This window comes from Burkholderia sp. Ed8, assembly GCF_040761425.1.
In the GTDB taxonomy this organism is placed as follows: domain Bacteria; phylum Pseudomonadota; class Gammaproteobacteria; order Burkholderiales; family Burkholderiaceae; genus Burkholderia; species Burkholderia seminalis.
This window is the reverse complement of the sequence record NZ_CP142886.1, coordinates 2955472-2978606: the sequence shown is the minus strand read 5'-3', so window position 1 is coordinate 2978606 and position 23135 is coordinate 2955472. Positions and strand designations below refer to the sequence as shown.

The 23135-nt window shown below is 66.4% G+C and carries 24 protein-coding genes and 4 tRNA genes; 12 read left to right on the top strand and 16 right to left on the bottom strand.

Annotated elements, in window-relative coordinates; all coding sequences use genetic code 11:
- Positions 1-29: 29 nt before the first annotated feature.
- From VXM69_RS27610 to ssuD, 5 genes are all read right to left on the bottom strand, one after another.
- Positions 30-227 carry a hypothetical protein gene (locus VXM69_RS27610; RefSeq protein ID WP_034187036.1) on the bottom strand — a complete coding sequence of 66 codons (198 nt, stop codon included), beginning with the start codon at positions 225-227 and terminating at the stop codon, positions 30-32.
- Positions 228-369: 142 nt separating this feature from the next.
- Positions 370-585, bottom strand: coding sequence for a molybdopterin-binding protein (locus tag VXM69_RS27605; protein WP_006476104.1), 216 nt, complete (start codon positions 583-585; stop codon positions 370-372).
- A gap of 57 nt (positions 586-642) precedes the next feature.
- Positions 643-1602, bottom strand: a complete 960-nt coding sequence (locus VXM69_RS27600; protein WP_367189554.1) for an ATP-binding cassette domain-containing protein — start codon at positions 1600-1602, stop codon at positions 643-645.
- The gene (gene ssuC / locus VXM69_RS27595; RefSeq protein WP_049036196.1) at positions 1599-2411 is read right to left on the bottom strand and encodes an aliphatic sulfonate ABC transporter permease SsuC; all 813 of its coding nucleotides are present in this window, start codon (positions 2409-2411) and stop codon (positions 1599-1601) included. The genes VXM69_RS27600 and ssuC overlap by 4 nt, the downstream gene beginning before the upstream one ends.
- A 17-nt stretch (positions 2412-2428) precedes the next feature.
- Complete coding sequence (gene ssuD / locus VXM69_RS27590) at positions 2429-3586, bottom strand: FMNH2-dependent alkanesulfonate monooxygenase (protein ID WP_034186986.1); 1158 nt, start codon at positions 3584-3586, stop codon at positions 2429-2431.
- 341 nt (positions 3587-3927) lie between these two features.
- Between ssuD and VXM69_RS27585 the strand changes: the two genes are divergently transcribed.
- On the top strand, positions 3928-4356 hold the full coding sequence (locus tag VXM69_RS27585; RefSeq protein WP_034186987.1) for a hypothetical protein: 429 nt from the start codon (positions 3928-3930) through the stop codon (positions 4354-4356).
- Between the two features lie 104 nt (positions 4357-4460).
- Here VXM69_RS27585 and VXM69_RS27580 read toward each other — a convergent pair whose 3' ends face one another.
- The 3 genes from VXM69_RS27580 to VXM69_RS27570 are packed head-to-tail and all read right to left on the bottom strand — an operon-like array spanning position 4461 to position 6486.
- A complete protein-coding gene (locus tag VXM69_RS27580) occupies positions 4461-5615 on the bottom strand; it encodes an enoyl-CoA hydratase/isomerase family protein (RefSeq protein WP_059557795.1) in 1155 nt (384 codons plus the stop codon).
- 31 nt (positions 5616-5646) lie between these two features.
- Positions 5647-5985, bottom strand: a complete 339-nt coding sequence (locus tag VXM69_RS27575) for a multidrug efflux SMR transporter (protein WP_034186989.1) — start codon at positions 5983-5985, stop codon at positions 5647-5649.
- Positions 5986-5988: 3 nt separating this feature from the next.
- Positions 5989-6486, bottom strand: coding sequence for a heme-degrading domain-containing protein (locus VXM69_RS27570; protein ID WP_049036200.1), 498 nt, complete (start codon positions 6484-6486; stop codon positions 5989-5991).
- Between the two features lie 197 nt (positions 6487-6683).
- On the opposite strand from VXM69_RS27570, the gene VXM69_RS27565 reads away from it, so the two are divergent.
- The 7 genes from VXM69_RS27565 (at position 6684) to VXM69_RS27535 (ending at position 11978) form a co-directional block, all read left to right on the top strand.
- Positions 6684-6760, top strand: a tRNA-Met gene (locus VXM69_RS27565).
- Between the two features lie 186 nt (positions 6761-6946).
- On the top strand, positions 6947-7492 hold the full coding sequence (locus VXM69_RS27560) for an NUDIX hydrolase (RefSeq protein ID WP_021161562.1): 546 nt from the start codon (positions 6947-6949) through the stop codon (positions 7490-7492).
- Between the two features lie 11 nt (positions 7493-7503).
- Entirely contained in the window at positions 7504-8268 is a 765-nt protein-coding gene (gene aat, locus VXM69_RS27555) for a leucyl/phenylalanyl-tRNA--protein transferase (protein ID WP_034186991.1), read from the top strand.
- Between the two features lie 33 nt (positions 8269-8301).
- Complete coding sequence (locus tag VXM69_RS27550) at positions 8302-9132, top strand: arginyltransferase (protein WP_034186992.1); 831 nt, start codon at positions 8302-8304, stop codon at positions 9130-9132.
- A 98-nt stretch (positions 9133-9230) separates the two neighbouring features.
- Positions 9231-10268 (top strand): quinone-dependent dihydroorotate dehydrogenase, encoded by a 1038-nt coding sequence (locus VXM69_RS27545; RefSeq protein ID WP_059234588.1) that lies wholly within the window; start codon positions 9231-9233, stop codon positions 10266-10268.
- Between the two features lie 100 nt (positions 10269-10368).
- Positions 10369-11163: a cystine ABC transporter substrate-binding protein gene (locus VXM69_RS27540; RefSeq protein WP_034186994.1), complete on the top strand. Its 795-nt coding sequence runs from the start codon at positions 10369-10371 to the stop codon at positions 11161-11163.
- Between the two features lie 122 nt (positions 11164-11285).
- A complete protein-coding gene (locus VXM69_RS27535; RefSeq protein ID WP_034186995.1) occupies positions 11286-11978 on the top strand; it encodes an amino acid ABC transporter permease in 693 nt (230 codons plus the stop codon).
- 55 nt (positions 11979-12033) lie between these two features.
- On the opposite strand, the gene VXM69_RS27530 is transcribed toward VXM69_RS27535, so the two are convergent.
- From VXM69_RS27530 to rnr, 6 genes are all read right to left on the bottom strand, one after another.
- The gene (locus tag VXM69_RS27530; RefSeq protein ID WP_367189553.1) at positions 12034-13020 is read right to left on the bottom strand and encodes a Gfo/Idh/MocA family protein; all 987 of its coding nucleotides are present in this window, start codon (positions 13018-13020) and stop codon (positions 12034-12036) included.
- Between the two features lie 101 nt (positions 13021-13121).
- Positions 13122-13838, bottom strand: a complete 717-nt coding sequence (locus tag VXM69_RS27525) for a FadR/GntR family transcriptional regulator (protein ID WP_049032024.1) — start codon at positions 13836-13838, stop codon at positions 13122-13124.
- A gap of 280 nt (positions 13839-14118) precedes the next feature.
- Entirely contained in the window at positions 14119-14814 is a 696-nt protein-coding gene (gene rpiA / locus VXM69_RS27520) for a ribose-5-phosphate isomerase RpiA (RefSeq protein WP_034186998.1), read from the bottom strand.
- A gap of 91 nt (positions 14815-14905) precedes the next feature.
- Positions 14906-15778, bottom strand: coding sequence for an N-acetylmuramoyl-L-alanine amidase (locus VXM69_RS27515; protein ID WP_367189552.1), 873 nt, complete (start codon positions 15776-15778; stop codon positions 14906-14908).
- 99 nt (positions 15779-15877) lie between these two features.
- Positions 15878-16621, bottom strand: coding sequence for a 23S rRNA (guanosine(2251)-2'-O)-methyltransferase RlmB (gene rlmB / locus VXM69_RS27510; RefSeq protein WP_034187000.1), 744 nt, complete (start codon positions 16619-16621; stop codon positions 15878-15880).
- Positions 16622-16769: 148 nt separating this feature from the next.
- On the bottom strand, positions 16770-19247 hold the full coding sequence (gene rnr, locus VXM69_RS27505) for a ribonuclease R (protein WP_034187001.1): 2478 nt from the start codon (positions 19245-19247) through the stop codon (positions 16770-16772).
- Positions 19248-19497: 250 nt separating this feature from the next.
- Here rnr and VXM69_RS27500 point away from each other — a divergent pair.
- The 3 genes from VXM69_RS27500 to VXM69_RS27490 all read left to right on the top strand — a co-directional run bounded on the left by VXM69_RS27500 (position 19498) and on the right by VXM69_RS27490 (position 21113).
- Positions 19498-19584, top strand: a tRNA-Leu gene (locus VXM69_RS27500).
- A 342-nt stretch (positions 19585-19926) separates the two neighbouring features.
- Positions 19927-20916, top strand: a complete 990-nt coding sequence (locus VXM69_RS27495) for an aliphatic sulfonate ABC transporter substrate-binding protein (RefSeq protein ID WP_049030927.1) — start codon at positions 19927-19929, stop codon at positions 20914-20916.
- A 110-nt stretch (positions 20917-21026) separates the two neighbouring features.
- Positions 21027-21113, top strand: a tRNA-Leu gene (locus VXM69_RS27490).
- A 160-nt stretch (positions 21114-21273) separates the two neighbouring features.
- On the opposite strand, the gene VXM69_RS27485 is transcribed toward VXM69_RS27490, so the two are convergent.
- Positions 21274-21837 (bottom strand): flavodoxin family protein, encoded by a 564-nt coding sequence (locus VXM69_RS27485; protein ID WP_367189551.1) that lies wholly within the window; start codon positions 21835-21837, stop codon positions 21274-21276.
- Positions 21838-22074: 237 nt separating this feature from the next.
- Between VXM69_RS27485 and VXM69_RS27480 the strand changes: the two genes are divergently transcribed.
- Positions 22075-22161: transfer RNA gene (locus tag VXM69_RS27480), tRNA-Leu, on the top strand.
- 219 nt (positions 22162-22380) lie between these two features.
- On the opposite strand, the gene VXM69_RS27475 is transcribed toward VXM69_RS27480, so the two are convergent.
- Positions 22381-22884 (bottom strand): Ohr family peroxiredoxin, encoded by a 504-nt coding sequence (locus tag VXM69_RS27475; protein WP_367189550.1) that lies wholly within the window; start codon positions 22882-22884, stop codon positions 22381-22383.
- Between the last annotated feature and the right edge of the window lie 251 nt (positions 22885-23135).

The window sequence follows — 23135 nt, the reverse complement described above, 5'->3', positions numbered from 1 at the left end:
AGGCCGCCCGGGCAGCCGGCGCCGGGCGCTCAATCGTATTCGTTGGACAAAAAGGATTTGCCGTCGGTCGTCAGGTCGACCCGGTCGGCCGTCGCCTGATAGATCAGCCCCTCGTTCAGCAACGCATAGACAACGTCGTCGAACGCAGCGGGAACCGGCCGGCTTTCGCCGAACTGGTCGATCCACTTCAGCGCCTCGATGGCTTCAGGGGAAAGAATGGGGGTCATGCGTTGGCCTCCGACGTCGTGTCGCTCCATCCTAGCACTTCGTCCGGACGCCGAATACCGAGGCATGCGCGCTGCGGGAACGCCGATGCGGCGCGGGGGGCACACTGCCCGCCGGCGCCGCATCGGAGCAGGACACGCGCGGTCAGAGACGCGCGATCGAGACTTCGGTGGACTTCACGAGCGCGACGACTTCCGCGCCGACCTTCAGTTCGAGTTCGTCGACCGAACGGGTCGTGATCACCGACGTGACGATGCCGAACGGCGTCTCGACGTCGACTTCGGAGACCACGGACCCGCGAATGATCTCCTTCACCTTGCCCTTGAACTGGTTACGTACGTTGATTGCAGTGATGCTCATCGGGATGATCGCTCCGAAGAAAAAAGTCTCAAGACGGGCGGCCGGAGCCGCCCGGAATTAAACGGCCCAGCGGATCTGCCCGACCGGTCGAACCTTGTCCGTCTCATGCTCCGCGTCCTGATCGGCCGCACCGGGCCCGCCGGCAAGCACGCGCTTCAGCACGCGATCCTCCAGCGCCGCGAATGCGGCCGAGGCACGGGCGCGCGGCCGGTCGAGCGGCACGGGCTGATCGAGCGCCACACGTCCCTGCTCGATCAGCAGGATGCGGTCGCCGAGCGCGACGGCCTCCTGCACGTCGTGCGTGACGAGCAGCGCGGTGAACCGATGCTCGCGCCACAACCGCTCGATCAGCGCATGCATCTCGATGCGGGTCAGCGCGTCGAGCGCGCCGAGCGGCTCGTCGAGCAACAGCAGTTGAGGCCGGTGCACGAGCGCGCGGGCCAGTGCAACGCGCTGGCGCTGGCCGCCCGACAATTGCGCGGGCCAGTCGTTGGCCCGCTCCAGCAGGCCGACTTCATCGAGCACCGCGCGCGCCTGATCGCGCGCGCCGCGCCCGAGGCCCAGCATCACGTTCTGCAGCACGGTCTTCCACGGCAGCAGACGCGCATCCTGGTACATGATCCGCGTGTCAAGCACGCCGCCGCCCTCGCCGCGCGTCACGAGCGCGCCGCTGCTCGGCTGCTCGAGCCCCGCGACGAGACGCAGCAGCGTCGATTTCCCGCAGCCGCTGCGGCCGACGATCGCGACGAAGCTGCCGCGTGCGATACCGAGCTCGACGTTGTCGAGCACCGTGCGTGCGCCGAAGCGCTTGCTGACGCCCGACAGCGTCACCGCGTCGTCGGGTGCCGGGCTGTCCGCGCGTCGTCGCGCGAGCGGCACGACCGATGCGCCGCCGTCGCGCTCGAGAATCGCCGCGTCGCGCGCATCGCCGTCCGCGACGCGTGCCTGTGCCAGTTCGACCTCGAGGTCCGCGCCGGCGAGCGGGCCGTAGGCGGCCGCCGAAGTGGTCGCATTCATGCCTTTGCTCCTGATTGATAAGCGGGATGCCAGCGCAGCGTCACGCGCTCGAGCCATTTCGCCAGCACGTCGGCCAGCTTGCCGAGCACCGCGTACAACAGGATGCCGACCACCACCACGTCGGTTTGCAGGAATTCACGCGCGTTCATCGTCATGTAGCCGATGCCCGACTGCGCGGAGATCGTTTCCGCGACGATCAGCATCACCCACATCAGCCCGAGCGCGAAACGCACGCCGACGAGGATCGAAGGCAGCGCACCGGGCAGGATCACGTCGCGGTACAGCGCGAAGCCGCGCACGCCGTAACTCTTCGCCATCTCGATCAGGTTCGCGTCGACCGAACGGATCCCGTGATATGTGTTGATGTAGACCGGGAAGAACACACCGAGCGCGACCAGGAACAGCTTCGCCTTCTCGTCGATGCCGAACCACAGGATCACGAGCGGAATCATCGCGAGCGCCGGAATGTTGCGGATCATCTGGATCGTCGAATCGAGCGCGACCTCGGCCGCCTTCGACAGGCCGGTCGCGAGCCCCAGCGCAAGGCCGACGCCGCCGCCGATCGCAAAGCCGAACAGCGCGCGCCACGTGCTGACCTTCACGTTCGCCCACATTTCACCCGACGTCACGAGCGACCAGGCCGCGCGGACGACCGCCACCGGTTCGGGCAGCACGCGGGTCGACAGCCAGCCGGTGCGCGCACCGACCTCCCACGCCACCAGCAACGCGAGCGGCACGAGCCACGGCGCGACGCCGCGCCAGGCACGGGCCGCCACGACGGCGCCCGTCGTCGACGTTTTCGTTGTCATCGCAGGCCTCCTGTCGCTCAGCTCTGCGCGGCTTTCGGCAGATAGTTGTTGCCGACGATTTCGCCGAACGGCCCCGACAGCGGGCCGGTCGCCTTCTCCGCGCCCTTGCCCTTGATCAGCGGGAACACGAGCTCGGCGAAGCGATACGACTCCTCGAGGTGCGGATAACCGGACAGGATGAACGTCTCGATGCCGAGATCCGCGTATTCGCGCATGCGTTCCGCGACCTGCTCGGGATTGCCGACGAGCGCCGTGCCCGCGCCGCCGCGCACCAGGCCGACGCCGGCCCACAGGTTCGGGTACACCTCGAGCGCGTCGCGGCCGCCGCGCTTGCCGCCGTGCAGCGCGGCCATCCGGCGCTGGCCTTCCGAATCCATGTTCGCGAACGCCTGCTGCGCACGCGCGATCGTGTCGTCGTCCAGACGGCTGATCAGGCGCTCGGCGTCACGCCACGCTTCGTCCTCGGTTTCACGCACGATCACGTGCAAGCGGATGCCGAACTTGATCTTGCGACCGCGCGCCTCCGCGCGGGCCCGGATGTCGGCGATCTTCTTCGCGACGGCCTCGGGCGGCTCGCCCCAGGTCAGGTAGGTATCGATGTGATCGGCCGCAATCGCGTGGGCGGCCGGCGACGAACCGCCGAACCACAGCGGCGGATGCGGACGCTGCACGGGCGGATAAAGCGCCTTGCCGCCCTTCGACTGCAGGTGCTTGCCGATGTAGTCGAAGCCGCCGTTGTCGTGCGACGCCGCCAGCAGCCCGCGCCAGATGTTCAGGAAATCGTCGGTGATCTCGTAGCGCGTGTCGTGATCGGCAAACAGGCCGTCGCCTTCGAGTTCGGCCGCGTCGCCGCCCGTCACGACGTTGATCAGCAGGCGGCCGCCGGACAGGCGGTCGAACGTCGCGGCCATCCGGGCCGCCAGGCCCGGCGACGCGATGCCGGGACGCACGGCGACCAGGAATTTCAGGCGCTGCGTCGCCGGGATGAGGCTCGACGCGACGACCCACGCATCCTCGCAGGAACGGCCGGTCGGCAGCAGCACGCCTTCGTAGCCGAGCGTATCGGCCGCGACGGCGACCTGCTTGAAGTAATCGTAATCCGCGGCGCGCGCACCTTCGGCCGTGCCGAGATAGCGGCTGTCGCCATGCGTGGGGATAAACCAGAACACATTCATCTGCTGCTCCTGCTTGACTGTCACTGCCGAAATTTGGAAAAGACATCGCCCTGCTCGCGTCGCGGATGCGCGGCGCATGCATGGTGTGCGTTCGATTCGGGATAGCTCGCCGGTCAGGCCGCGCGGCGGGCGAGGACGCGATTGCACGGCTGTTTCTGGGAAATCAGTCTAGGGATCGGTGCAGGGCTTTGGAACGATTTTTTTGAGCTTAGGTTTTCCGCTTTCGTGATTAGCACGACGCTGGAGCGAATATCGCCGCGGACGGGCCCTATAATGGCGCACCTATCCGAATAACTCCGCGCGCCCGGCCCCGGCCGTGCGCGCCTGCGGTGCACTCATCGATGCAGAAAGTCATCCTGCCATTCCTGTCCGGCTTCCTGGCCGCCCTGTTCTTCCGCGAGGCGACGCTCGCGCTCCTTCACACCGCCGACCTGATCGCCGCAACCGGCTTCTCGACGCAGCCGTTCGCGCCGCTCGGCATTCCTGAATTTGTCGCGAATGCGCTGATCAGCGCATGCTGCGCCATTCCGATGGCGTGGCTGCTGCGCGTATCGCCGGAACGCGAGGCATCGTGGATCGGTGCGCTCATATTCGGCGGCATCGTGCTGACGGCCGCCCGCGTGTTCGCGATCGATCCGCTGCGCGGCATCTGGCCGTCGGGCAACATGATGCCCGTGCTCGCGGCCGGCTTCGCGGCGAACGCGGTGTGGGGCTTCGGCGCGCTCGTGTTCATGCGCGCGTTCATGTCCGACGACGCGGGCGACGAATAACGCACGCTCGGGCGCGATGCCCTTCGATCGCCCTCCGCAAAAAAGGCCGCCTGCATCCGCAGGCGGCCTTTTCGTTTCTGTCTAGCGTGCCGGCCGGACCGACGTCAGTCCTGCAGATTCCGCAGCGGATGCGTGTCCGGCGCCCACGGGCTGTCGAACATCGCGAGCACGTCGGCGCGATCGACATCGGCGGCCGACTTGAAGCGCCAGGCCGGCCGGTGATCCTTGTCGACGATCAGCGCGCGCACGCCCTCGATCACGTCGCCGCGCGCGAACGTCGAACGCGTGAGATCGAGATCGCGCCGCAGGCAATCGGCCATCGTCGCGCCGCGTGCGCGTTCGACGACCTCGAGCGACACGGCCATCGACAGCGGAGACAGCTGTTCGCGCATCGCATGGGTCGCCTTTTCGACCCAACCGTCGACAGCCGCGCAATCCTGCTCGGCGTCGAGCGATGCGAGGATCGCGTTGACGTCGGGCTGCGCGAAATGCCGGTCGATCCCGGCGCGCGCATCGGCCAGCGCCGACGTGTCGGGCGTCGGCACGACCTTGTGCGCGGCCGCTGCCTCGGCGACACAAGCCACCGCCCGCGCACCGCTGTCGATCGGCGCGCTGCGCAGCGTATCGAGCAGTGCCGGCAGCGCGGCATCGGGCAGATAGACGTCGGCGAGTTGCGCGTACAGCGCGTCGGCCGCGCCGAGCGCCGCACCGGTCACGGCGAGATAACGGCCGATCGCGCCGGGCGTGCGCGCGAGAAACCAGCTCATCCCGACGTCCGGGAACAGGCCGATGCGCGTTTCCGGCATCGCCATCTTGGTCGAGTCGGTCACGACGCGCAGGCCGCCCGTATGCCGCGCGGCCTGCGAAATACCCATGCCGCCGCCCATCACGACACCATGCATCAATGCGATGTACGGCTTCGGATACGTGAAGATCGCATGGTTCAGCGTGTATTCCTCGATGAAGAACGTGTCGACCGCGTCGCGGTCGCCGCGCTGCCATGCGTCGTGGAAGAAACGCACGTCGCCGCCCGCGCAGAACGCGCGCGGGTGCGGGCTGTGCACGACGACGGCGACGACTTCGGGATCGTTGCGCCACGCGTCGAGTGCCTGCTGCATCAGCCGGATCATGCCGACCGACAGCGCATTCAGCGCCTTCGGCCGGTTCAGCTCGAGAAAGCCGATGCGGTTCGCGACATACGCGTGGACGTCGGGCCGGGCGGATTCGGCGGTAGCAACGGCGGAAGTGGAATCGGTCATGGAAGTCATCCGGCAAACGGCAGTCGCACGGTCAGTGCGCCTGCATCTTCGAGAACAGGTTCAGTACCACGACGCCCGAGATGATCAGCCCGAGGCCGATCACCGCCGGCAGGTCAGGCACCTGACGATAGAGCAGCATCGCGACGAGCGTGATCAGCACGATGCCGGCGCCCGACCAGACTGCATAGATGATGCCGACGGGCATCGTGCGCAACGTGAGCGACAGACAGTAGAACGCGATGCCGTAACCGGCGACGACGAGCGCCGACGGCCAGAAGCGCGTGAAGCCGTCCGCCGCGCGCAACGCGGACGTGCCGACCACTTCCGCGACGATCGCGATCGCGAGCCATGCATAACCGGGCAGTTGCATCGCTCAGCTCCTGGCGAGGGCCAGCACGGCGTAGTCGTGGCCGAGCTCCGCGCACAGCGCCTCGACGACGAACTCGTGATCCGCGCGCTGCGGCAGCCCTGACGCGGTGATCGAGCCGATCACGCCGGCGCCGGCGACGGTCAGCGGGAACGAGCCGCCGTGCGGCGCATATTCGGCGATCGGCAGCCCGTGCTTGTCCGCGAGCGTGGCGCCGGCCTGCTGCAGGCGCAGGCCGATCGCGTACGAGCTGCGGCGGAAATGCGCGACGACGTTGCGCTTGCGGCGCACCCAGTCGGCGTTGTCGGGCGTCGCGCCGGCGAGCGCCGCGTAGAACAGCGGCTGGCCGAACGTGACGATGTCGATCGCGATCGCATGGCCGCGCGTCGTCGCGAGCGCATGCATCCGGTTGCCGAGCGCCCATGCGCGCGCGGGATCGAAATGGGGAAACACGAGCGCCTGTTCCTGCGCGCCGATCGATTGCAGATCGTGAGCGATGTCCATGAATCCGTCGATACAGTAAAGGGAGCCGCAACGGCGCCGACGCGATCGCGCACGGCCCTGCTGCCGGGATGACGACACAAACCGCTCGATTCTAGCGCACGCGCTCCACGTACCGTCCCTACGAGACGCGACACGCGATTGTCAGAAAGTGCTTGCATGCCCTCGGGTAACTCCTTATAATTCATTTCTTCGACGGACGCGGGGTGGAGCAGTCTGGCAGCTCGTCGGGCTCATAACCCGAAGGTCGTAGGTTCAAATCCTACCCCCGCAACCAACCCGTCCAGCATTCCGCAAAAAGCCCGGCCTCGCGCCGGGCTTTTTGTTTTTCCGCGCCCGGGCACGGCACCCTTTTCGCGCACGCGCACCTCCGCTTCGCGCGACATGCCGCCCGCATGCGCAGGCGTTCTGGAATGGCGTGCCCCGGTGATACACTCGCATCACCTCGTCCCTTCCACTCGACATGAAATTCTGCTCCGTCTGCGGTCACGAAGTCATCGCGCGCATTCCTCCGGGCGACAACCGCGAGCGCTTCGTCTGCGATCACTGCGGCACGATCCACTACCAGAATCCGCGCAACGTCGTCGGCACGGTCCCGGTCTGGGGCGACCAGATCCTGCTGTGTCGCCGCGCGATCGAACCGCGCTACGGATTCTGGACGCTGCCGGCAGGCTTCATGGAAATGGGCGAAACGACGGCCGAAGCCGCCGCGCGCGAAACGCTCGAGGAAGCCGGCGCACGCGTCGAGGTACAGAACCTGTTCACGCTGCTCAATGTGCCGCACGTGCACCAGGTCCACCTGTTCTACCTCGCGCGGCTCACCGATCCGGGGTTCGAAGCCGGCGAGGAAAGCCTCGAAGTGAAGCTGTTCGACGAAGCCGACATTCCGTGGGACGAGATCGCGTTCCCGACCGTCAGCCAGACCCTGCGTTTCTTCTTCGCCGATCGCGCCGCCGGTGATTACGGCGTGCACACCGGCGACATCTTCCGCTCGCTGCGCAACGGCTGAGCCCGCGCCCCATGGTCCCCTGGCTCGGCCCGGACGATCCGTTTCCGCCCATCGAGCGCGCGCTCGGCCCCGCGACCGGCGCGCCCGGGCTGCTGGCCGCGAGCGCAGACCTGCTGCCGTCGCGCCTCATCGAGGCGTACCTGCGCGGCATTTTCCCGTGGTACTCGGACGGCCAGCCCGTGCTGTGGTGGAGCCCCGATCCGCGCATGATCCTCGTGCCGGCCGAATTCAAGGTGTCGCCGTCGCTGCGCAAGACGCTGAAGCGCGTGCTGCGCGATCCCGAATGGGAAGTGCGGGTCGACCACGACTTTCCGGGCGTGATGCGCGCCTGTGCGCAGGCGCCGCGGCGCGGGCAGCGCGGCACGTGGATCACGGCCGAGATCATCGACGCGTATACGTCGCTCTACCGCTCCGGCAACGCGCACAGCATCGAGACGTGGCACGACGGACGCCGCGTCGGCGGCCTGTACGGCGTGTCGTTCGGGCGGATGTTTTTCGGCGAGTCGATGTATGCGGACGTGACCGACGCGTCGAAAATCGCGCTGGCCGCGCTCATCGCGCACCTTCGCGAGCAGGGGCTGGAGATGATAGACTGCCAGCAGAATACGTCGCATCTAGCGTCGCTCGGCGGCCGCGAGATCGCACGCAAGGCGTTTGTCGCTCACGTGCGCAGCGCGGTGGCCGAACCGCCGATTCCGTGGCAGTTCGACAAGCGCGTGCTCGCCGCGCTGACGGGCTCCGCCGAGAAGGCGGCGCCCTCCGGGATCGAGCGCTAGCGCGGCACTCCTTCCCTGCATCGAGAGCTGCCCATGACTCACCCGACTGAGCTGCCGCTTTCACCGCTTTCGGCGCTGCAATTCTATGCAACGGCGCCCTATCCGTGCAGCTATCTGGACGGTCGCATCGCGCGCTCGCAAGTCGCGACGCCGAGCCACCTGATCAATTCCGACATCTACACCGAACTCGTGAAGGCCGGCTTCCGCCGGTCGGGCGTGTTCACGTATCGCCCGTACTGCGACGGCTGCCGCGCATGCGTGCCGGTGCGCGTCCCCGTGGGCGCGTTCGCGCCGTCGCGCACGCAGCGCAGGATGTGGAAGCGCCACCGCGCGCTGATCGCGACGGTTTCGCCGCTGCACTACGACGAAGAGCACTACGCGCTCTACATGCGCTACCAGTCCGCGCGCCACGCGGGCGGCGGCATGGATCGCGACAGCCGCGACCAGTACGAGCAGTTCCTGCTGCAGAGCCGGATCAACTCGCGCCTCGTCGAATTCCGCGACCTCGACGCGCCGGGCGGCGAACCCGGCAAGCTGCGCATGGTCAGCATGATCGACATCCTCGGCGACGGGCTGTCGTCGGTTTACACATTCTTCGAGCCCGACGACCGGCATACGAGCTACGGCACCTACAACATCCTGTGGCAGATCGAGCAGGCGAAGAGCCTCGACCTGCCGTACGTGTACCTCGGCTACTGGATCCGCGAGAGCCCGAAGATGGCGTACAAGGCGAACTTCCACCCGCTCGAGGGGCTGATCGACGGCCGCTGGAAGACGCTCGATCCGGAACGGATCGACCTGCCGCCCGTCGACGCGGCGCTGGCCCGCGCGCCGTTGCCGGGCGGGCATTCCGGCTCGGGTTGACGCACGCGGCGGGGGCTACGAAGCGAAGCACGCCCCTGCCGCGCAACTCCCGGTAAAATAGCGGGTTGTCATTCATTCCGGCTGCCCGCCCCATTCCCGTGTTCAGTTCCCTCTATCCGCTGGCCCGCGCATCCCTGTTCAAAATGGATGCGGAAGATGCTCACCACCTCACGCTGCGCGCGCTCGGCGCGGCCGGCCGCACGGGCCTCGCCTGCGCGCTGTCGGCCCGCGTGCCCGACGCACCGCGCACCGTGATGGGGCTCACGTTCCGCAACCCGGTCGGCCTCGCGGCCGGCCTCGACAAGGACGGCGCGGCCATCGACGGCCTCGCGGCGCTCGGCTTCGGCTTCATCGAGGTCGGCACGGTCACGCCGCGCGCGCAGCCGGGCAACCCGCGCCCACGGATGTTCCGCCTGCCGCAAGCCGAAGCGCTGATCAACCGGATGGGCTTCAACAACCATGGCGTCGACCAGTTCGTGAAGAACGTCCAGGCCGCCCGCTATCGCGGCATTCTCGGCCTGAACATCGGCAAGAACGCCGACACGCCGATCGAGCGCGCCGCCGAGGACTACCTGTACTGCCTCGAGCGCGTATACCCGTTCGCGAGCTACGTGACGATCAACATTTCGTCGCCGAACACGAAGAACCTGCGCCAGCTGCAGGGCGCCGGCGAACTCGACGCACTGCTCGCCGCGCTGAAGGACAAGCAGCAGCGCCTCGCCGACCTGCACGGCAAGCTCGTGCCGCTCGCGCTGAAGATCGCCCCCGATCTCGACGACGAACAGGTCAAGGAAATCGGCGACACGCTGTTGCGCCACAAGATCGAAGCGGTCATCGCCACCAACACGACGCTGTCGCGCGCGGCCGTCCAGGGCCTGCCGCATGCGGACGAAGCCGGCGGCCTGTCGGGCCGCCCCGTGTTCGACGCGTCGAACGAAGTGATCCGCAAGCTGCACGCGGAAGTCGGCAACGACGTGCCGATCATCGGCGTCGGCGGCATTTTCTCGGGCGAGGACGCCCGCGCGAAGCTCGCGGCCGGCGCGGCGCTCGTCCAGCTTTACACGGGCTTCATCTATCGCGGCCCGGCGCTCGTGTCGGAATGCGTGAAGGCGATCGCCCGCGAGCGCACCGCGTAATATAGACATAAACAAACTATATTTAATGATCGATAGCGTTTTTGCTATCATCGGCCTCACTATCAGAATCATTGACCCGGACAGGGCAAGGACACACACGATGAAATTTTCGCTGCTGAAGAAGCTGCTGGTTGCCGGCCTGGTCGGCACGTCGTTCGCCGCCGCGACCGCGCACGCGGCCGACCTCCTCGACCAGGTCAAACAGCGCGGCACACTGCGCGTCGGCCTCGAAGGCACGTTCCCCCCGTTCAACTCGAAGAACCCGCAAGGCGAACTCGTCGGCTTCGACGTCGACATCGCGAAGGCCGTCGCCGCGAAGCTCGGCGTGAAGGCCGAATTCGTGACGACCGAATGGAGCGGCATCATCGCGGGCCTGCAGGCCGGCAAGTTCGACGTGATCGCCAACCAGGTCGGCATCACCGACAAGCGCAAGGAAACGCTCGACTTCTCGCCGGCGTACACGTTCTCGTCCGCGCAGCTGATCCAGCGCAAGGACGACACGCGCGAGTTCAAGTCGCTGGACGACCTGAAGGGCAAGAAGCTCGGCGTCGCGCTCGGCACCAACTACATGGACATGGCGAAGTCGGTGCCCGGCATCGACGTGAAGACGTACCCGGGCGCGCCCGAGTACCTGCGCGACCTCGCCGCCGGCCGCCTCGACGCGGCGCTCAACGACCGCCTGATGCTCGCGTACCTGACGAAGAACGCGCAGCTGCCGCTGCGCCCGGGCGCGAACGTCGGCTCGGCGAACCCGTCGGGCATCCCGTTCAAGAAGGGCAACCCGAAGTTCCAGAAGGCGATCGACGACGCGATGACGCAACTCGAGGCCGACGGCACGTTCACGAAGATCTCGGACAAGTGGTTCGGCATCGACGTGACCAAACCGATCAAGTAAGCACGCCTGCATGTCCCGCCTGACGGCGGGCCGGAAAGGGCGGCATCCGTCACGATGCCGCCCTTTGTTTTATGCGTCCGGTTTATGATTGCGCTTTCGCGCACGCATTCGATTCGTACTCCATGTCGACAACGTCCCTGCTCGTCCAATCGCTGCCGGTGCTCGCCCAGGGCGCCGTCCTGACCGTCAAGTTCGCCGTGCTGTCGATGGTGTTCGGCCTGCTTGGCGCCGTCGTGCTCGCGATGATGGGCATCCGGCAAAGCGAAGCGCTCGACGGCTTCGAACGCGTCTGGGTCAACGCGCTCGCGTGGCTCGCGCGCGGGTATGTGAGCCTGATGCGCGGCACGCCGCTGCTCGTGCAGATCTTCGTCATCTACTACGGGCTGCCGAGCCTCGGCATCTCGCTCGACCCGACGCCGGCCGGCGTCATTGCGCTGTCCGCGAACGTCGCGGCTTACATGTCCGAAAGCATGCGCGGCGCCATCAACGGGATCGCGCGCGGCCAATGGCTCGCCGCGTACAGCCTCGGGCTGTCGTGGGGGCAGACGCTGCGCTACGTGATCGGCCCGCAGGCGCTGCGCATCGCGGTGCCGAGCCTGTCGAACAGCCTGATCAGCCTGATCAAGGACACGTCGCTCGTCTCCGTGATCACCGTGACCGAACTGCTGCGCAGCGCGCAGGAAGTGATCGCGGCGACCTATCAGCCGCTGCCGCTCTACCTCGCCGCCGCGGCCGTGTACTGGATCCTGTGCCAGATCCTCGAATGGGTGCAGCGCTGGTACGAAAAGCGCCTGTCGCTGCCGTCGCGGCACTGAGCGCACGCACTCCCGCCGGGGTGCGCATGCGCGCCCCGCCCCCTCTCCTTACCGCTTACTCGCCCGAATAGCGCACGCCGAGCGCGGCGCGCGCCGCATCGGTCATCGCGATCATCCGCCGCGAATGGTCGTGCGTCATGATCGGGCTTTCCGTTTCGCCCGCGCGCAGCAGGTCGCAGAAATGCGCGGTCTCGTAGTTCAACCCGCCGCCCTCGGCCGGCGCGTCGAGTTCGACGGTACGCCCGTCCGCATAGCAAATCGTCGCGCGCGCCGGGTTCCACCACTTCTCGTGAATCGTCACGTGGCCGCCGGCCGCGGCGATCAGCGCGTCGCCGCGCCCCATCACGTCGAGTCCGCAAAAGAGCTGGGCGATCCCGCCGTTCGCATGCACGCTGTTCAGGCTCGCGAACAGGTCGACGCTCGTCGCGCCGACGCGGCCGAGCGTCTGCACGTCGAGCGCCGCCCCGAGCCAGTCGACCGCGAGAAACGCCTCGTAGATCCCGATGTCGAGCAGCGCACCGCCCGCGCGATCGAGGCGGTAGACGGAGTGGTCGTCCGGCACCGACGACGATGCGCATCCTGCCCGGACGAGCCGGATCTCGCCGATCGGGTCGTTGCGCAGATGCGCGCGCAATTGACGGTACAGCGGAAAGAACGGCGGCTTCATCGCTTCCATGAACAGCCGCCCGGCCTCGCTTGCCGCCTGCAGCACGGTGTCGAGCTGCGCCGCGTTCAGCGTCGCGGGCTTTTCGCACAGCACGGCCTTGCCGGCGGCCAGCGCGGCCAGCGCGTACTGCGCATGACTGTCATGGAGCGTCGCGATGTAGACCGCGTCGATATCGCTCGCGAGGAGCGCGTCGAGGCTCGCGGCAGGCGTACCGCCGCAAGTCCCGCAAAAGGCGGCCGCGGCGTCGGCGCGGCGAGCCCAGGCACCGGCGAGCGTGGCACCCGGCACGTGCGCGAGGCTTTGCGCAAAGCGGCGCGCAATGCTGCCCACGCCGACGATGCCGAAGCGCACCGGGCGATGGTCGTTGTCGTTCATCCTGATCTTCCGTGTCGGTCGTATGACGGTAGCCGGCACGCTGCCGGCCGGCCGTCATGATAAACGGCCCGGCGGCACACGGATGAGCGACACGCGCAACGTCAGGCGCGCACGGGCACGTCGACCGAGAAATCGCGCGAAATTTCGTCGGCGCTGAAATCGATCAGCGCGAGCGACGCCGCCTCGGCTTCGCGCGGGTCGCGCCGCTCGATCGCATCGACGACGCGCGCATGCGCCTTCACCGCGATCTCGTGCGCCCCTTCCTTCTGCACGACGCGCGGGTTCACGAGGCGCACCGCACCGCGCACGATCGCCGCCATCTGCTGGAAGAACTGGTTGCCGCTGGCCTGGACGATCCGCGTATGCAGCAACTCGTCCGCCGTGTCGTAGCCGGGATCCCCCGGCTGCAGCACCTTGAACGCATCGAACGCTTCGCGAATGCCCGCGATGTCGGTCGCCGTCGCACGCACCGCCGCCTGCGCGGTCGCGCGTGGCTCGATCAACATCCGAAACTCGATGACGTCGCGCATGAATTGCGGGTCGGGTTTCGCCCGAAATCGCCAGCTCACGACGTCTTCGTCGATCATGCGCCAGTCGCGCATCGGGCGCACCCGCGTGCCGACTTTCGGGCGCACGTCGAGCATGTCGCGCGCAAGCAACATCGACAATGCTTCCCGCATCACCGTACGACTCACATCGAACTCTTTCGACAGCACGTCTTGCGGCGGCAAGATGCCGCCATACTTGTCCTCGACGATACCCGAGACAAGCCCATCCATCACTTTGGCGACCAGTGACCGGTCTTTGCCCTGCTCCATGACACCTCCCCGTGCGTCGATTTGCGAACACCTGCTCCGCAGTTCCGCCGGCCCTGGTTACCACTGTTCTTATGATCTATAAGTTGATGAGTTCGACGATATTCCGCTATCTGGTAAACACCTGACAGGGTTATCCCTCTTTTTTGACGAGGTGATTTATACGGCTAAAAAAAAAGCCCGGGAAGCGCGCTGCGCTTGCCGGGCCCCGATTTCCACAAGATTTAAACCTTCAGTCCATTAATGATCGACAACGCCGTTACGGACTGCTTCTCATTCAGGTTCAGCCAGCCGGATAAACGATCGTTTCAACGCCGTTTTCCGTGCCAAGCAAGCACAGATTCGCGCCGCGCCCGGCGAACAGGCCGACCGTCACGACGCCCGGCCATGCATTCACCTGCGCTTCGAAACCGCGCGGATCGGCGATCTGCAGCCCCTTCACGTCGATGATCTCGTTGCCGTTGTCGGTGATGTACGGTGCGCCGTCCTTCGTCACGCGCAGCACGGGCACGCCGCCGAGCGCGGCGACGCGCCGGCCGATCGCCGTGCGCGCCATCGGCACGACCTCGATCGGGAGCGGGAACGCGCCGAGCACCGGCACGCGCTTGCTGCCGTCCGCGATGCAGACGAACGTGTCGGCCACCGACGCGACGATCTTCTCGCGCGTCAGCGCGCCGCCACCGCCCTTGATCATCGCGCCGCTCGCGTCGATCTCGTCGGCGCCGTCGACGTACACCTGCAGCGAGTCGACCTCGTTCAGGTCGAACACCTTGATGCCGTGCGCTTTCAGGCGCTCGGTCGTCGCGACCGAGCTCGATACGGCGCCGCGATAGCGCGACTTGACGACGGCGAGCGCGTCGATGAAGCAGTTGGCGGTCGAGCCGGTGCCGACGCCGATCACGGCGCCTTCCGGCACGTTCTGGATCACGTAGTCGGCGGCGGCCTGGCCGACGAGGCGTTTGAGTTCGTCTTGAGTCATGGCGTGGTAATGCTGCGGGATTGCGAAAAACCGCCAGTTTACCGGAGTCGGGGGACGGCCCGTGTTTTTCGGCGTGCGACGCGCCGCGTGTTCACGGTGCGCCGGACGCGGGGGCGTTATCCGCCGGCTGCGTGCCGGGGAAGTACTTGTCGAGCAACGCCTGTGCGATCGCGTCGGTTTCGGCGTCCGGATTGCCCGCATAGTCGGACGGGCGGAAATGCATCTGGAACGCGGCGAACACGCGCCGCGTGCGCACATCGAGCATTCCGTCGGTCGGCACGTCGTAGCCGTAGCGTGCGAGCTTGAGCTGCAGTTCACGCACGTCGACCGGCGCGCGCGGGTCGCGGCCGCCGAGCCGCGCGGCCACGGTCGCCTCGTCCGGCCACGCGCCGACACCGGCCTGCGCCAGCGCATGCCACGGGAACAGCGGCCCCGGATCGATCTTGCGTTGCGGCGCGATGTCGCTGTGCCCGACCACGCGTGTCGGCGGAATGCCGTAGCGCGCGACGATGTCCTTCGACAGGTCGATCAATGCGACGACCTGCTCGGGGGGATACGGCTGCCAGGTGCGATTCTGCGGATCGAGCGGGCCGCGGTTCACGTTCTCGATGCCGATCGACACCGCGTTCAGCTCGGTCGTGCCTTGCCATTCACTCACGCCCGCGTGCCAGGCACGCTGCGCTTCCGGCACGAGCTGATAGACGACGGGCATCCCGCGCTCGATGCGCGGCTGCGGCGGGACGACGTAATGCACGCTGACCGAATCGCCCGTCAGCGTGCGCAACGACTTCGCCTCGTCGCTTTCGGTGTAGTGCATCACGAGAAAGCGAATCCGCGAATCGGCGCCGCGCGCATGCAGGCTCGTGTCGGCGTAGTAGGTCCCGCGTTCGACGAGCGACGGCGACGTGCAGGCCGCCAGCAGGCACAGCACGGCGCAGGAGGCGCCAACACGGAGCAGGGTCATCGGTCGCGGGTTCCGGAGAGCCGCGTGCCGCACCCCATCACGGCACGCGTCGTTCGGGTCATTCGAAGCCCCGCGCGGCTCGCGCGGGACGGGCGGGCGTCAGCCCTTCGCGCGCCGCTGGCGCACGGCCTCGTACAGGCACACGCCGCTCGCGACCGACACGTTCAGGCTTTCCACGCTGCCGGCCATCGGGATGCTCATCACTTCGTCGCAGGTGTCGCGCGTAAGCCGGCGCATGCCTTCGCCTTCGGCGCCCATCACGAGCGCGACGGGGCCGTCGAGCTTGGTCTCGTAGAGCGTCGCCGGCGCCTCGTCCGACGTGCCGATGATCCACACGCCGGCTTCCTTCAGCTCGCGCAGCGCGCGGGCGAGGTTCGTCACCGTGATGTACGGCACCGTGTCGGCCGCGCCGCTCGCCACCTTGGCCGCCGTCGCGTTCAGGCCGACTGCGCGGTCGCGCGGGGCGATCACCGCATGCGCGCCGGCCGAATCGGCGACACGCAGGCACGCGCCGAGGTTGTGCGGATCGGTGACGCCGTCGAGCACGAGCAGCAGCGCGGGACCCTGGATGCCGTCGAGCAACTCCGACAGGTTCTGCGCAAGCGGCATGTCCTCGACCCGCGCGACAACGCCCTGGTGGCGCTCGGTGTGCGCGAGGCCCCACAGGCGCGTTTCGTCGGCTGCAATCAATCGCACGCCCGCTTCCTTCGCGGCGTGCAGGAAGTCCTGCATGCGGCGGTCGCGGCGCGTCTGGTCGTACAGCACCTCCGCAACCGTCGATGCATCGTGCCGCAAACGTGCGGTCACCGCATGAAAACCGTAAAGAACCTTCAGACGTGACATGACTGGAACAACCTTCGATCAAACGTGCGGCCGCGCGACACGCGCAGCCGCGATCCATGGAAAAGGAAAGCGCCGCGTTGCCGGCCGATGACCGGTGACGCGGCGTCTCTCGATACTGCGGAGCGTGCGCTTGCGACGCCCCGAACGCTCAATACTTCTTGCGGGCGCGAGTCTTCTTCGCGGTCGGCTTCGCGGGCGCACCGCTCCCACCACCGCCCTTCTTCTTCGCGGCGGCACGCGCGGCGCGCGCGTCCTTCACCGCGACGCTCGGCGCGCTCGCGGCCTGCTTGCGACGCGGCGCCGACTCTTCCGACGGCGGCAGCGCGCGCACGCGCGGACCGTTGCCGTTGCGATCGGCACCGGCGGCAGCCGGCGCAGGCGACGGACGCGGCGCCTTCACCGGCGTATCGCGCACGAGGCGGAAGTCGATCTTGCGCGCGTCGAGATCGACGCGGCTCACCTGGACGCGCACGCGATCCGACAGGCGATAGCGGATGCCCGTCCGCTCGCCGCGCAGCTCGTTCTTGATCTCGTCGTACTGGAAGTAGTCCGAGCCGAGTTCCGTGACGTGCACGAGCCCTTCGATGAACAGCGTGTCGAGCTGCACGAAGATGCCGAACGACGTGACGCCGTTCACCATCCCGCCGTACTCCTCGCCGAGCTTGTCGCGCATGAAGTAGCACTTGAGCCATGCCTCGACGTCGCGCGACGCTTCGTCCGCACGACGTTCGTTCGCCGAGCAGTGCAGGCCGAGTTCTTCCCAGATCGCCGTGTTCGAGCGCGAGCGGCCGCGCGATTCGTCGTCGGCCTGCTGCATGGCGCGCGCGCGCGGCGACAGCGCGGTGTTCAGCTCGAAGCCGTCCGGCGCCTTCGGCACGTACTTCTTGCCCGACAGGATCGCGTAGATCGCACGGTGCGTGAGCAAGTCCGGATAACGGCGGATCGGGCTCGTGAAGTGCGCGTACGCGTCGTAGGCGAGGCCGAAGTGGCCGATGTTGTCCGGGCTGTAGACGGCCTGTTGCATCGAGCGCAGCAGCATCGGCTGCAGCATCTGCGCATCGGGCCGGTCGCGGATCTGCGCCATCAGCGCCGCGTAGTCGCTCGCATGCGGCTTGTCGCCGCCACCGAGCGACAGGCCCATGCCGCGCAGGAAGGCACGCAGGTTCTCGAGCTTCTCCGGCGTCGGCCCCGCATGCACGCGGTACAGGCCCGGATGCTTGTTGCGCTTCAGGAAGTCGGCCGCACAGACGTTCGCGGCCAGCATGCATTCCTCGATCAGCTTGTGTGCGTCGTTGCGCTGGCGCGGCACGATCTGCTCGATCTTGCCCTGCGAGTTGCAGACGATGTAGGTCTCGGTCGTGTCGAAGTCGATCGCACCGCGTTTCTGGCGTGCGGCGAACAGCGACTTGTAGACGCCGTACAGATCCTGCAGGTGCGGCAACAGGTCGGCGCGGCGCGCGGCCTCCGGCCCCTTCGTGTTCGACAGCACGGCCGCGACCTCGGTGTACGTGAGGCGTGCAGCCGAATGGATCACGGCCGGATAGAACTGGTAGGCCTTGATCTCGCCGCGCGCGGTGATCACCATGTCGCACGCGAGCACGCAGCGGTCGACGTGCGGATTCAGCGAGCACAGGCCGTTCGACAGCTTCTCCGGCAGCATCGGGATCACGCGGCGCGGGAAATAGACCGACGTGCTGCGCTCGAGCGCATCGGCGTCGAGGCCCGTGCCCGGCTGGACGTAGTGCGACACGTCGGCGATCGCGACGATCAGCCGGAAGCCGTCGCCACGGCCGACCTTGACCGGCTCGCAGTACACGGCGTCGTCGAAGTCGCGGGCGTCCTCGCCGTCGATCGTCACGAGCGGCACGTCGCGCAGGTCGACGCGGAAACGCAGGTCGCCCGGCCGGACCTTGTCCGGCAACGCGGCGGCTTCGTCGAGCGCCGGCTGGCTGAATTCGTGCGGCACGCCGTACTTGCGCACCGCGATTTCGATTTCCATGCCCGGATCGTCGATGTCGCCGAGCACTTCGACGACACGGCCGAGCGGCTGCGAATGACGGCTCGGGAAATCGGTCAGCTCGACGACGACGACCTGCCCGACCTTCGCCTTCTTCACGTTCTGCGTGATCAGGATGTCGTGGCCGATGCGCTTGTCTTCCGGCGCGACGATCAGCGCACCGTTCTCGTTGAGCAGGCGGCCGATCACGCGCTTGTTCGCGCGTTCGGTGACTTCGACGACATGCCCTTCCGGGCGGCCCCGGCGATCGTAGCCGACGATCCGCGCGAGCACGCGGTCGTTGTGCATCACCTTCTGCATTTCGCCGTTCGGCAGGAACAGATCGTCCTGGCCGTCGTCGCGGATCACGAACCCGTAGCCGTCGCGATGCCCCTGCACGCGCCCGGCGACGAAGTTCGACGGATGGGTCAACTGGTAATGGCCGCGCTTGTCGAGGCGGATCTGGCCGTCGCGCTCCATCGCGGCGACACGCCGGAAGAACCCCTCGCGCTCCTGACGCTTGATCGACAGGGCCTCGGCGATGTCGTTGGCAGCCAGCGGCGCGTCGCTCGTACGCAGCACGCCGAGAATTTCTTCACGGCTCGGAATGGGGTACGGATATTTGCTCAAGGGTTTGTCGATGATTGTTCTCGTTGCGTTGACTGATGGTGCACGGCATCAACATAGAGGTGTCCGTCAGACAGTTCTATATTGACGGCGGCGGGTCATTCTATCACCCGCCTGAGTCGCCAAATGACGGGAATGCCGCGAGCGGGCGCGACAGCAGCCGGTTTGCGATGCATCGCAAAAAAGTGTTGACACGAATAATTGGGGCGCTATAATTTTGCTTCTTTGCAGCAAGCAGCTCACTGCAAAACGTGCCCAGGTGGCGGAATTGGTAGACGCACTAGGTTCAGGTCCTAGCGGTGGCAACATCGTGGAGGTTCGAGTCCTCTCCTGGGCACCACTTGATTTATAGAAAAGGTCGGCTTCTAGCCGGCCTTTTTCATTTTCAGCCCAGGAAGCAAAGCGCCTGCGCGCTTTGCGCGAGGACTCGAAGGGCTGCGCTTGCAAGCGCAGCCGGGGTCGCGCCCGTGTGACCGAGTCCTCTCCTGGGCACCACTTGATTTATAAAAAAGGTCGGCTTCTAGCCGGCCTTTTTTCATTTCGGCACCCGCATCGCGGCGACTGCCGTCGGCCCTTATGTCGGCCATTCCGATCGATAGCAGAATTTATCGCTTATCAATCGCCCTCCCCGTTGCTACGTTAGCCGCCTTGCTTTCAATGCATCCAACGAGGAGCACGATTCATGACGTCGATGAACCGCCGCGCATTCGCGCGCGCGATGCTGGCCGCCGGCCTCACTGTCGCGGGCGTCAGGGCCCGCGCCGAGAACACGCCCGCGACGCTGCGCATCGGCTACCAGAAATCTTCGACGCTCATCACGCTACTGAAGACACGCGGCACGCTCGAGCAGGCGCTGACACCGCTCGGCCTGCGCGTGTCGTGGCATGAATTCGCGAGCGGATTGCCGCTGACCGAAGCGCTCAACGTCGGCGCCGTCGATTTCAGCGCCGACGTGGCCGACACGGTTCCGGTCTTCGCGCAGGCAGCCCATGCGCGTTTCGTGTACGTCGCGCAGGAAGCACCTTCGCCGAAAGCGCAGGCGATCGTCGTGAAGCAGGACAGCGCGCTGCACACGCTCGCCGATCTCAAGGGCAAACGCATCGCGGTCACGAAGGCGGCCGGCAGCCACTACCTGCTGCTCGCGGCGCTCGCACGCGCGAAGCTCGCGCCCGCCGATACAGCGATCCACTACCTGACGCCTGCGGATGGGCGCGCGGCGTTCGAGCGCGGCAGCGTGGATGCATGGATCACGTGGGATCCCTATGTCGCATCGGTCGACCGGAATCCCGACGTGCGGATTCTCGCCGACGGCGAGGGGCTCGCATCGTACCAGCGCTACTACCTTGCCTCGAGCAGTTTCGCGACCGCTCGACCCGACGTCGTCCAGGTCCTGTTCGACCAGCTGTCGCAGGCCGGCACGTGGCTGCGTGACCACCCGCAGGACGCCGCGAACACACTCGCGCCGATCTGGGGGCTCGACGCGGCAACGATCGCGCGCGCAAACGCGCGGCGCAGCTATCTCGTCCGCACCGTGGTCGCGCAAAACTTCAGCGAACAACAGAAGATCGCCGACACCTTCCTCGCGGCGGGACTGCTGCCCGCCCGCGTCGATACGGGACAGGCGCTGCGCTGGAATTTCGCGGCAAAGCGTGCGGAGCCGGTCGGCGCGTGAAGCCCTGCCGCGCAAGCGGCCAATATTTTTATCACTTCGGATGAAATTCTGTTGACAGACTCCGGCCACACGCTAGAATAGCGGTCTTCGCACTGCAGCAAGCGAAACGTGCCCAGGTGGCGGAATTGGTAGACGCACTAGGTTCAGGTCCTAGCGGTGGCAACATCGTGGAGGTTCGAGTCCTCTCCTGGGCACCACTTGATTTATAAAAAGGTCGGCTTCTAGCCGGCCTTTTTCATTTTCAGCCCAGGAAGCAAAGCGCCTGCGCGCTTTGCGCGAGGACTCGAAGGGCTGCGCTTGCAAGCGCAGCCGGCGTCGCGCACACCGGCCGCGGCAATCTCAGGCGTTCGACGCAGATCAGGCACCGCTCCAGCGCTTCGCCGCAATCGCAACGCGCTCGCCCAGCACTTCAGCCGTCTTGCGGTCACTCTCGAGAATCGCGTCGCCGCTCTGGTCCGCATTCGCCTGCGCCATCGCGCCGAGAAACGAGCCGAGCCGGTTCAGATCGTTGACGGACCCCGTGCTGCTATTGTTACCGGGCATCAGACCGAGGCTGACCCACAGCATCTGATGCTGGGCCGCAAACACGGCGAGCTGCTGCAACGTCGACAGCTTGTCGCCGCTTTGCGAAGCCGACACCGTGAACCCCGCCGCCAGCTTGTCCCGCCACTTTCCCCAATACTTCGACGACGCATCCATGAAGCCCTTGAACTGGGCGGATGCGCTGCCCATGTAAGTCGGCGAACCGAAGATGATCGCGTCGGCATCACACTCCAGATACGCCCAGTGTTCATCGATCGTATCGACCGGAATCAGCTTGACCGATGCACCGTCGACTTTCTCGACACCGCGCGCGACCGCGTCCGCAATGACGGCCGCGTGGCCATAACCGCTATGAAAAACGACTGCGATTTCAGACATGAAGCACTCCTTGTTGGCAGGGACAAAAAACGTTACCGAGACAGTAACACAAAATGCCGGCTCGGGCCTCTTGGTTCATGTGTATGGCTGCCCCCTCTTCCGTGGACGAAACAACGTGCGAGCCATCGTCACGCGCTGCCGGATCGTGCCAATGAAGATACTTTGCAGGAAACTGTTGACAACGATTCCGGCCACGCTATAATTGCGGTCTTCGCTTCGCAACAAAAAGCGAAACGTGCCCAGGTGGCGGAATTGGTAGACGCACTAGGTTCAGGTCCTAGCGGTGGCAACATCGTGGAGGTTCGAGTCCTCTCCTGGGCACCACTTGATTTATAAAAAGGTCGGCTTCTAGCCGGCCTTTTTCATTTTCAGCCCAGGAAGCAAAGCGCCTGCGCGCTTTGCGCGAGGACTCGAAGGGCTGCGCTTGCAAGCGCAGCCGGCGTCGCGCCCGTGTGACCGAGTCCTCTCCTGGGCACCACTTGATTTATAAAAAAGGTCGGCTTCCAGCCGGCCTTTTTTCATTCCAAGCTCCGGAATCGCGACTTACCTCGCCCCGATCACACGCACCGCGTGCCGGATGCCGTCTCTCGCCATCTTCGCATACGGACATATCGCTTCGGTTTCCGCGACCAGCGCACGCGCGTCATCGGGATCGACGCCCGGCATGCCGACCTCGACATCCAGTTCCAGTTCGAACAAGCCGTCCGACGGATCGCGCTGAAACGTCACGCGGGCCGAGACGGCGAGGTCCGCCGGCAAGCGAACCCTGCGCTTCATCGCGACCAGCGTCAGCGCGCCGTGAAAACATGCGGCAAACCCAGCGGCAAACAACTGCTCCGGATTCGTCCCGCCACCCACACCGCCCAACTCCACCGGCAAACGCAACGACAGATCGAGTTCGCCGGTTGCCGCGCGTGCGTGCCCGGACGATCGGCCGTGCGCCGCCTCGCCGCCGGTCACGACCACCGTCGTCGTGTAAAGCGGCAGCGGCTCGCTGCCGGAATAAGGATCAAGCAGCGACACCGAAGGCCGCGTCGCAGGTTGCATGGGTTTCTCCCGGAAAAGGCACGGCGCCCTCCCGATCGCGCCGTGCCGGATGTCCAATGAACGATACCGGACCGTGCCAGCAGGCACCGTCGGGCTTTGCCTCGCGCGGATTGCGGCGACCCGCCATCCCGCGAGCAATCGTGACGCGCAGCCGCATCCCGGTCCATCAGACGAATTCCAAATTTCCCGATTTGAGGGCATTCACGATCCATCCCCGATTCCCCGCGCCGACACGAAGCGCTCCCACCCCA

Bases quoted from the DNA above. Each gene is read 5' to 3' on its own strand.
- VXM69_RS27525 (WP_049032024.1), bottom strand. From the start codon at position 13,838: ATGGAGCAGGGCAAAGACCGGTCACTGGTCGCCAAAGTGATGGATGGG.
- VXM69_RS27550 (WP_034186992.1), top strand. From the start codon at position 8,302: ATGACTCACCCGACTGAGCTGCCGCTTTCACCGCTTTCGGCGCTGCAA.
- VXM69_RS27605 (WP_006476104.1), bottom strand. From the start codon at position 585: ATGAGCATCACTGCAATCAACGTACGTAACCAGTTCAAGGGCAAGGTG.
- VXM69_RS27535 (WP_034186995.1), top strand. From the start codon at position 11,286: ATGTCGACAACGTCCCTGCTCGTCCAATCGCTGCCGGTGCTCGCCCAG.
- VXM69_RS27475 (WP_367189550.1), bottom strand. From the start codon at position 22,884: ATGCAACCTGCGACGCGGCCTTCGGTGTCGCTGCTTGATCCTTATTCC.
- VXM69_RS27560 (WP_021161562.1), top strand. From the start codon at position 6,947: ATGAAATTCTGCTCCGTCTGCGGTCACGAAGTCATCGCGCGCATTCCT.
- VXM69_RS27580 (WP_059557795.1), bottom strand. From the start codon at position 5,615: ATGACCGATTCCACTTCCGCCGTTGCTACCGCCGAATCCGCCCGGCCC.
- ssuD (WP_034186986.1), bottom strand. From the start codon at position 3,586: ATGAATGTGTTCTGGTTTATCCCCACGCATGGCGACAGCCGCTATCTC.
- VXM69_RS27495 (WP_049030927.1), top strand. From the start codon at position 19,927: ATGACGTCGATGAACCGCCGCGCATTCGCGCGCGCGATGCTGGCCGCC.
- VXM69_RS27570 (WP_049036200.1), bottom strand. From the start codon at position 6,486: ATGGACATCGCTCACGATCTGCAATCGATCGGCGCGCAGGAACAGGCG.
- ssuC (WP_049036196.1), bottom strand. From the start codon at position 2,411: ATGACAACGAAAACGTCGACGACGGGCGCCGTCGTGGCGGCCCGTGCC.
- rpiA (WP_034186998.1), bottom strand. From the start codon at position 14,814: ATGACTCAAGACGAACTCAAACGCCTCGTCGGCCAGGCCGCCGCCGAC.
- VXM69_RS27530 (WP_367189553.1), bottom strand. From the start codon at position 13,020: ATGAACGACAACGACCATCGCCCGGTGCGCTTCGGCATCGTCGGCGTG.
- VXM69_RS27600 (WP_367189554.1), bottom strand. From the start codon at position 1,602: ATGAATGCGACCACTTCGGCGGCCGCCTACGGCCCGCTCGCCGGCGCG.
- VXM69_RS27540 (WP_034186994.1), top strand. From the start codon at position 10,369: ATGAAATTTTCGCTGCTGAAGAAGCTGCTGGTTGCCGGCCTGGTCGGC.
- VXM69_RS27515 (WP_367189552.1), bottom strand. From the start codon at position 15,778: ATGACCCTGCTCCGTGTTGGCGCCTCCTGCGCCGTGCTGTGCCTGCTG.
- VXM69_RS27610 (WP_034187036.1), bottom strand. From the start codon at position 227: ATGACCCCCATTCTTTCCCCTGAAGCCATCGAGGCGCTGAAGTGGATC.
- aat (WP_034186991.1), top strand. From the start codon at position 7,504: ATGGTCCCCTGGCTCGGCCCGGACGATCCGTTTCCGCCCATCGAGCGC.
- VXM69_RS27585 (WP_034186987.1), top strand. From the start codon at position 3,928: ATGCAGAAAGTCATCCTGCCATTCCTGTCCGGCTTCCTGGCCGCCCTG.
- VXM69_RS27575 (WP_034186989.1), bottom strand. From the start codon at position 5,985: ATGCAACTGCCCGGTTATGCATGGCTCGCGATCGCGATCGTCGCGGAA.
- VXM69_RS27485 (WP_367189551.1), bottom strand. From the start codon at position 21,837: ATGTCTGAAATCGCAGTCGTTTTTCATAGCGGTTATGGCCACGCGGCC.
- rlmB (WP_034187000.1), bottom strand. From the start codon at position 16,621: ATGTCACGTCTGAAGGTTCTTTACGGTTTTCATGCGGTGACCGCACGT.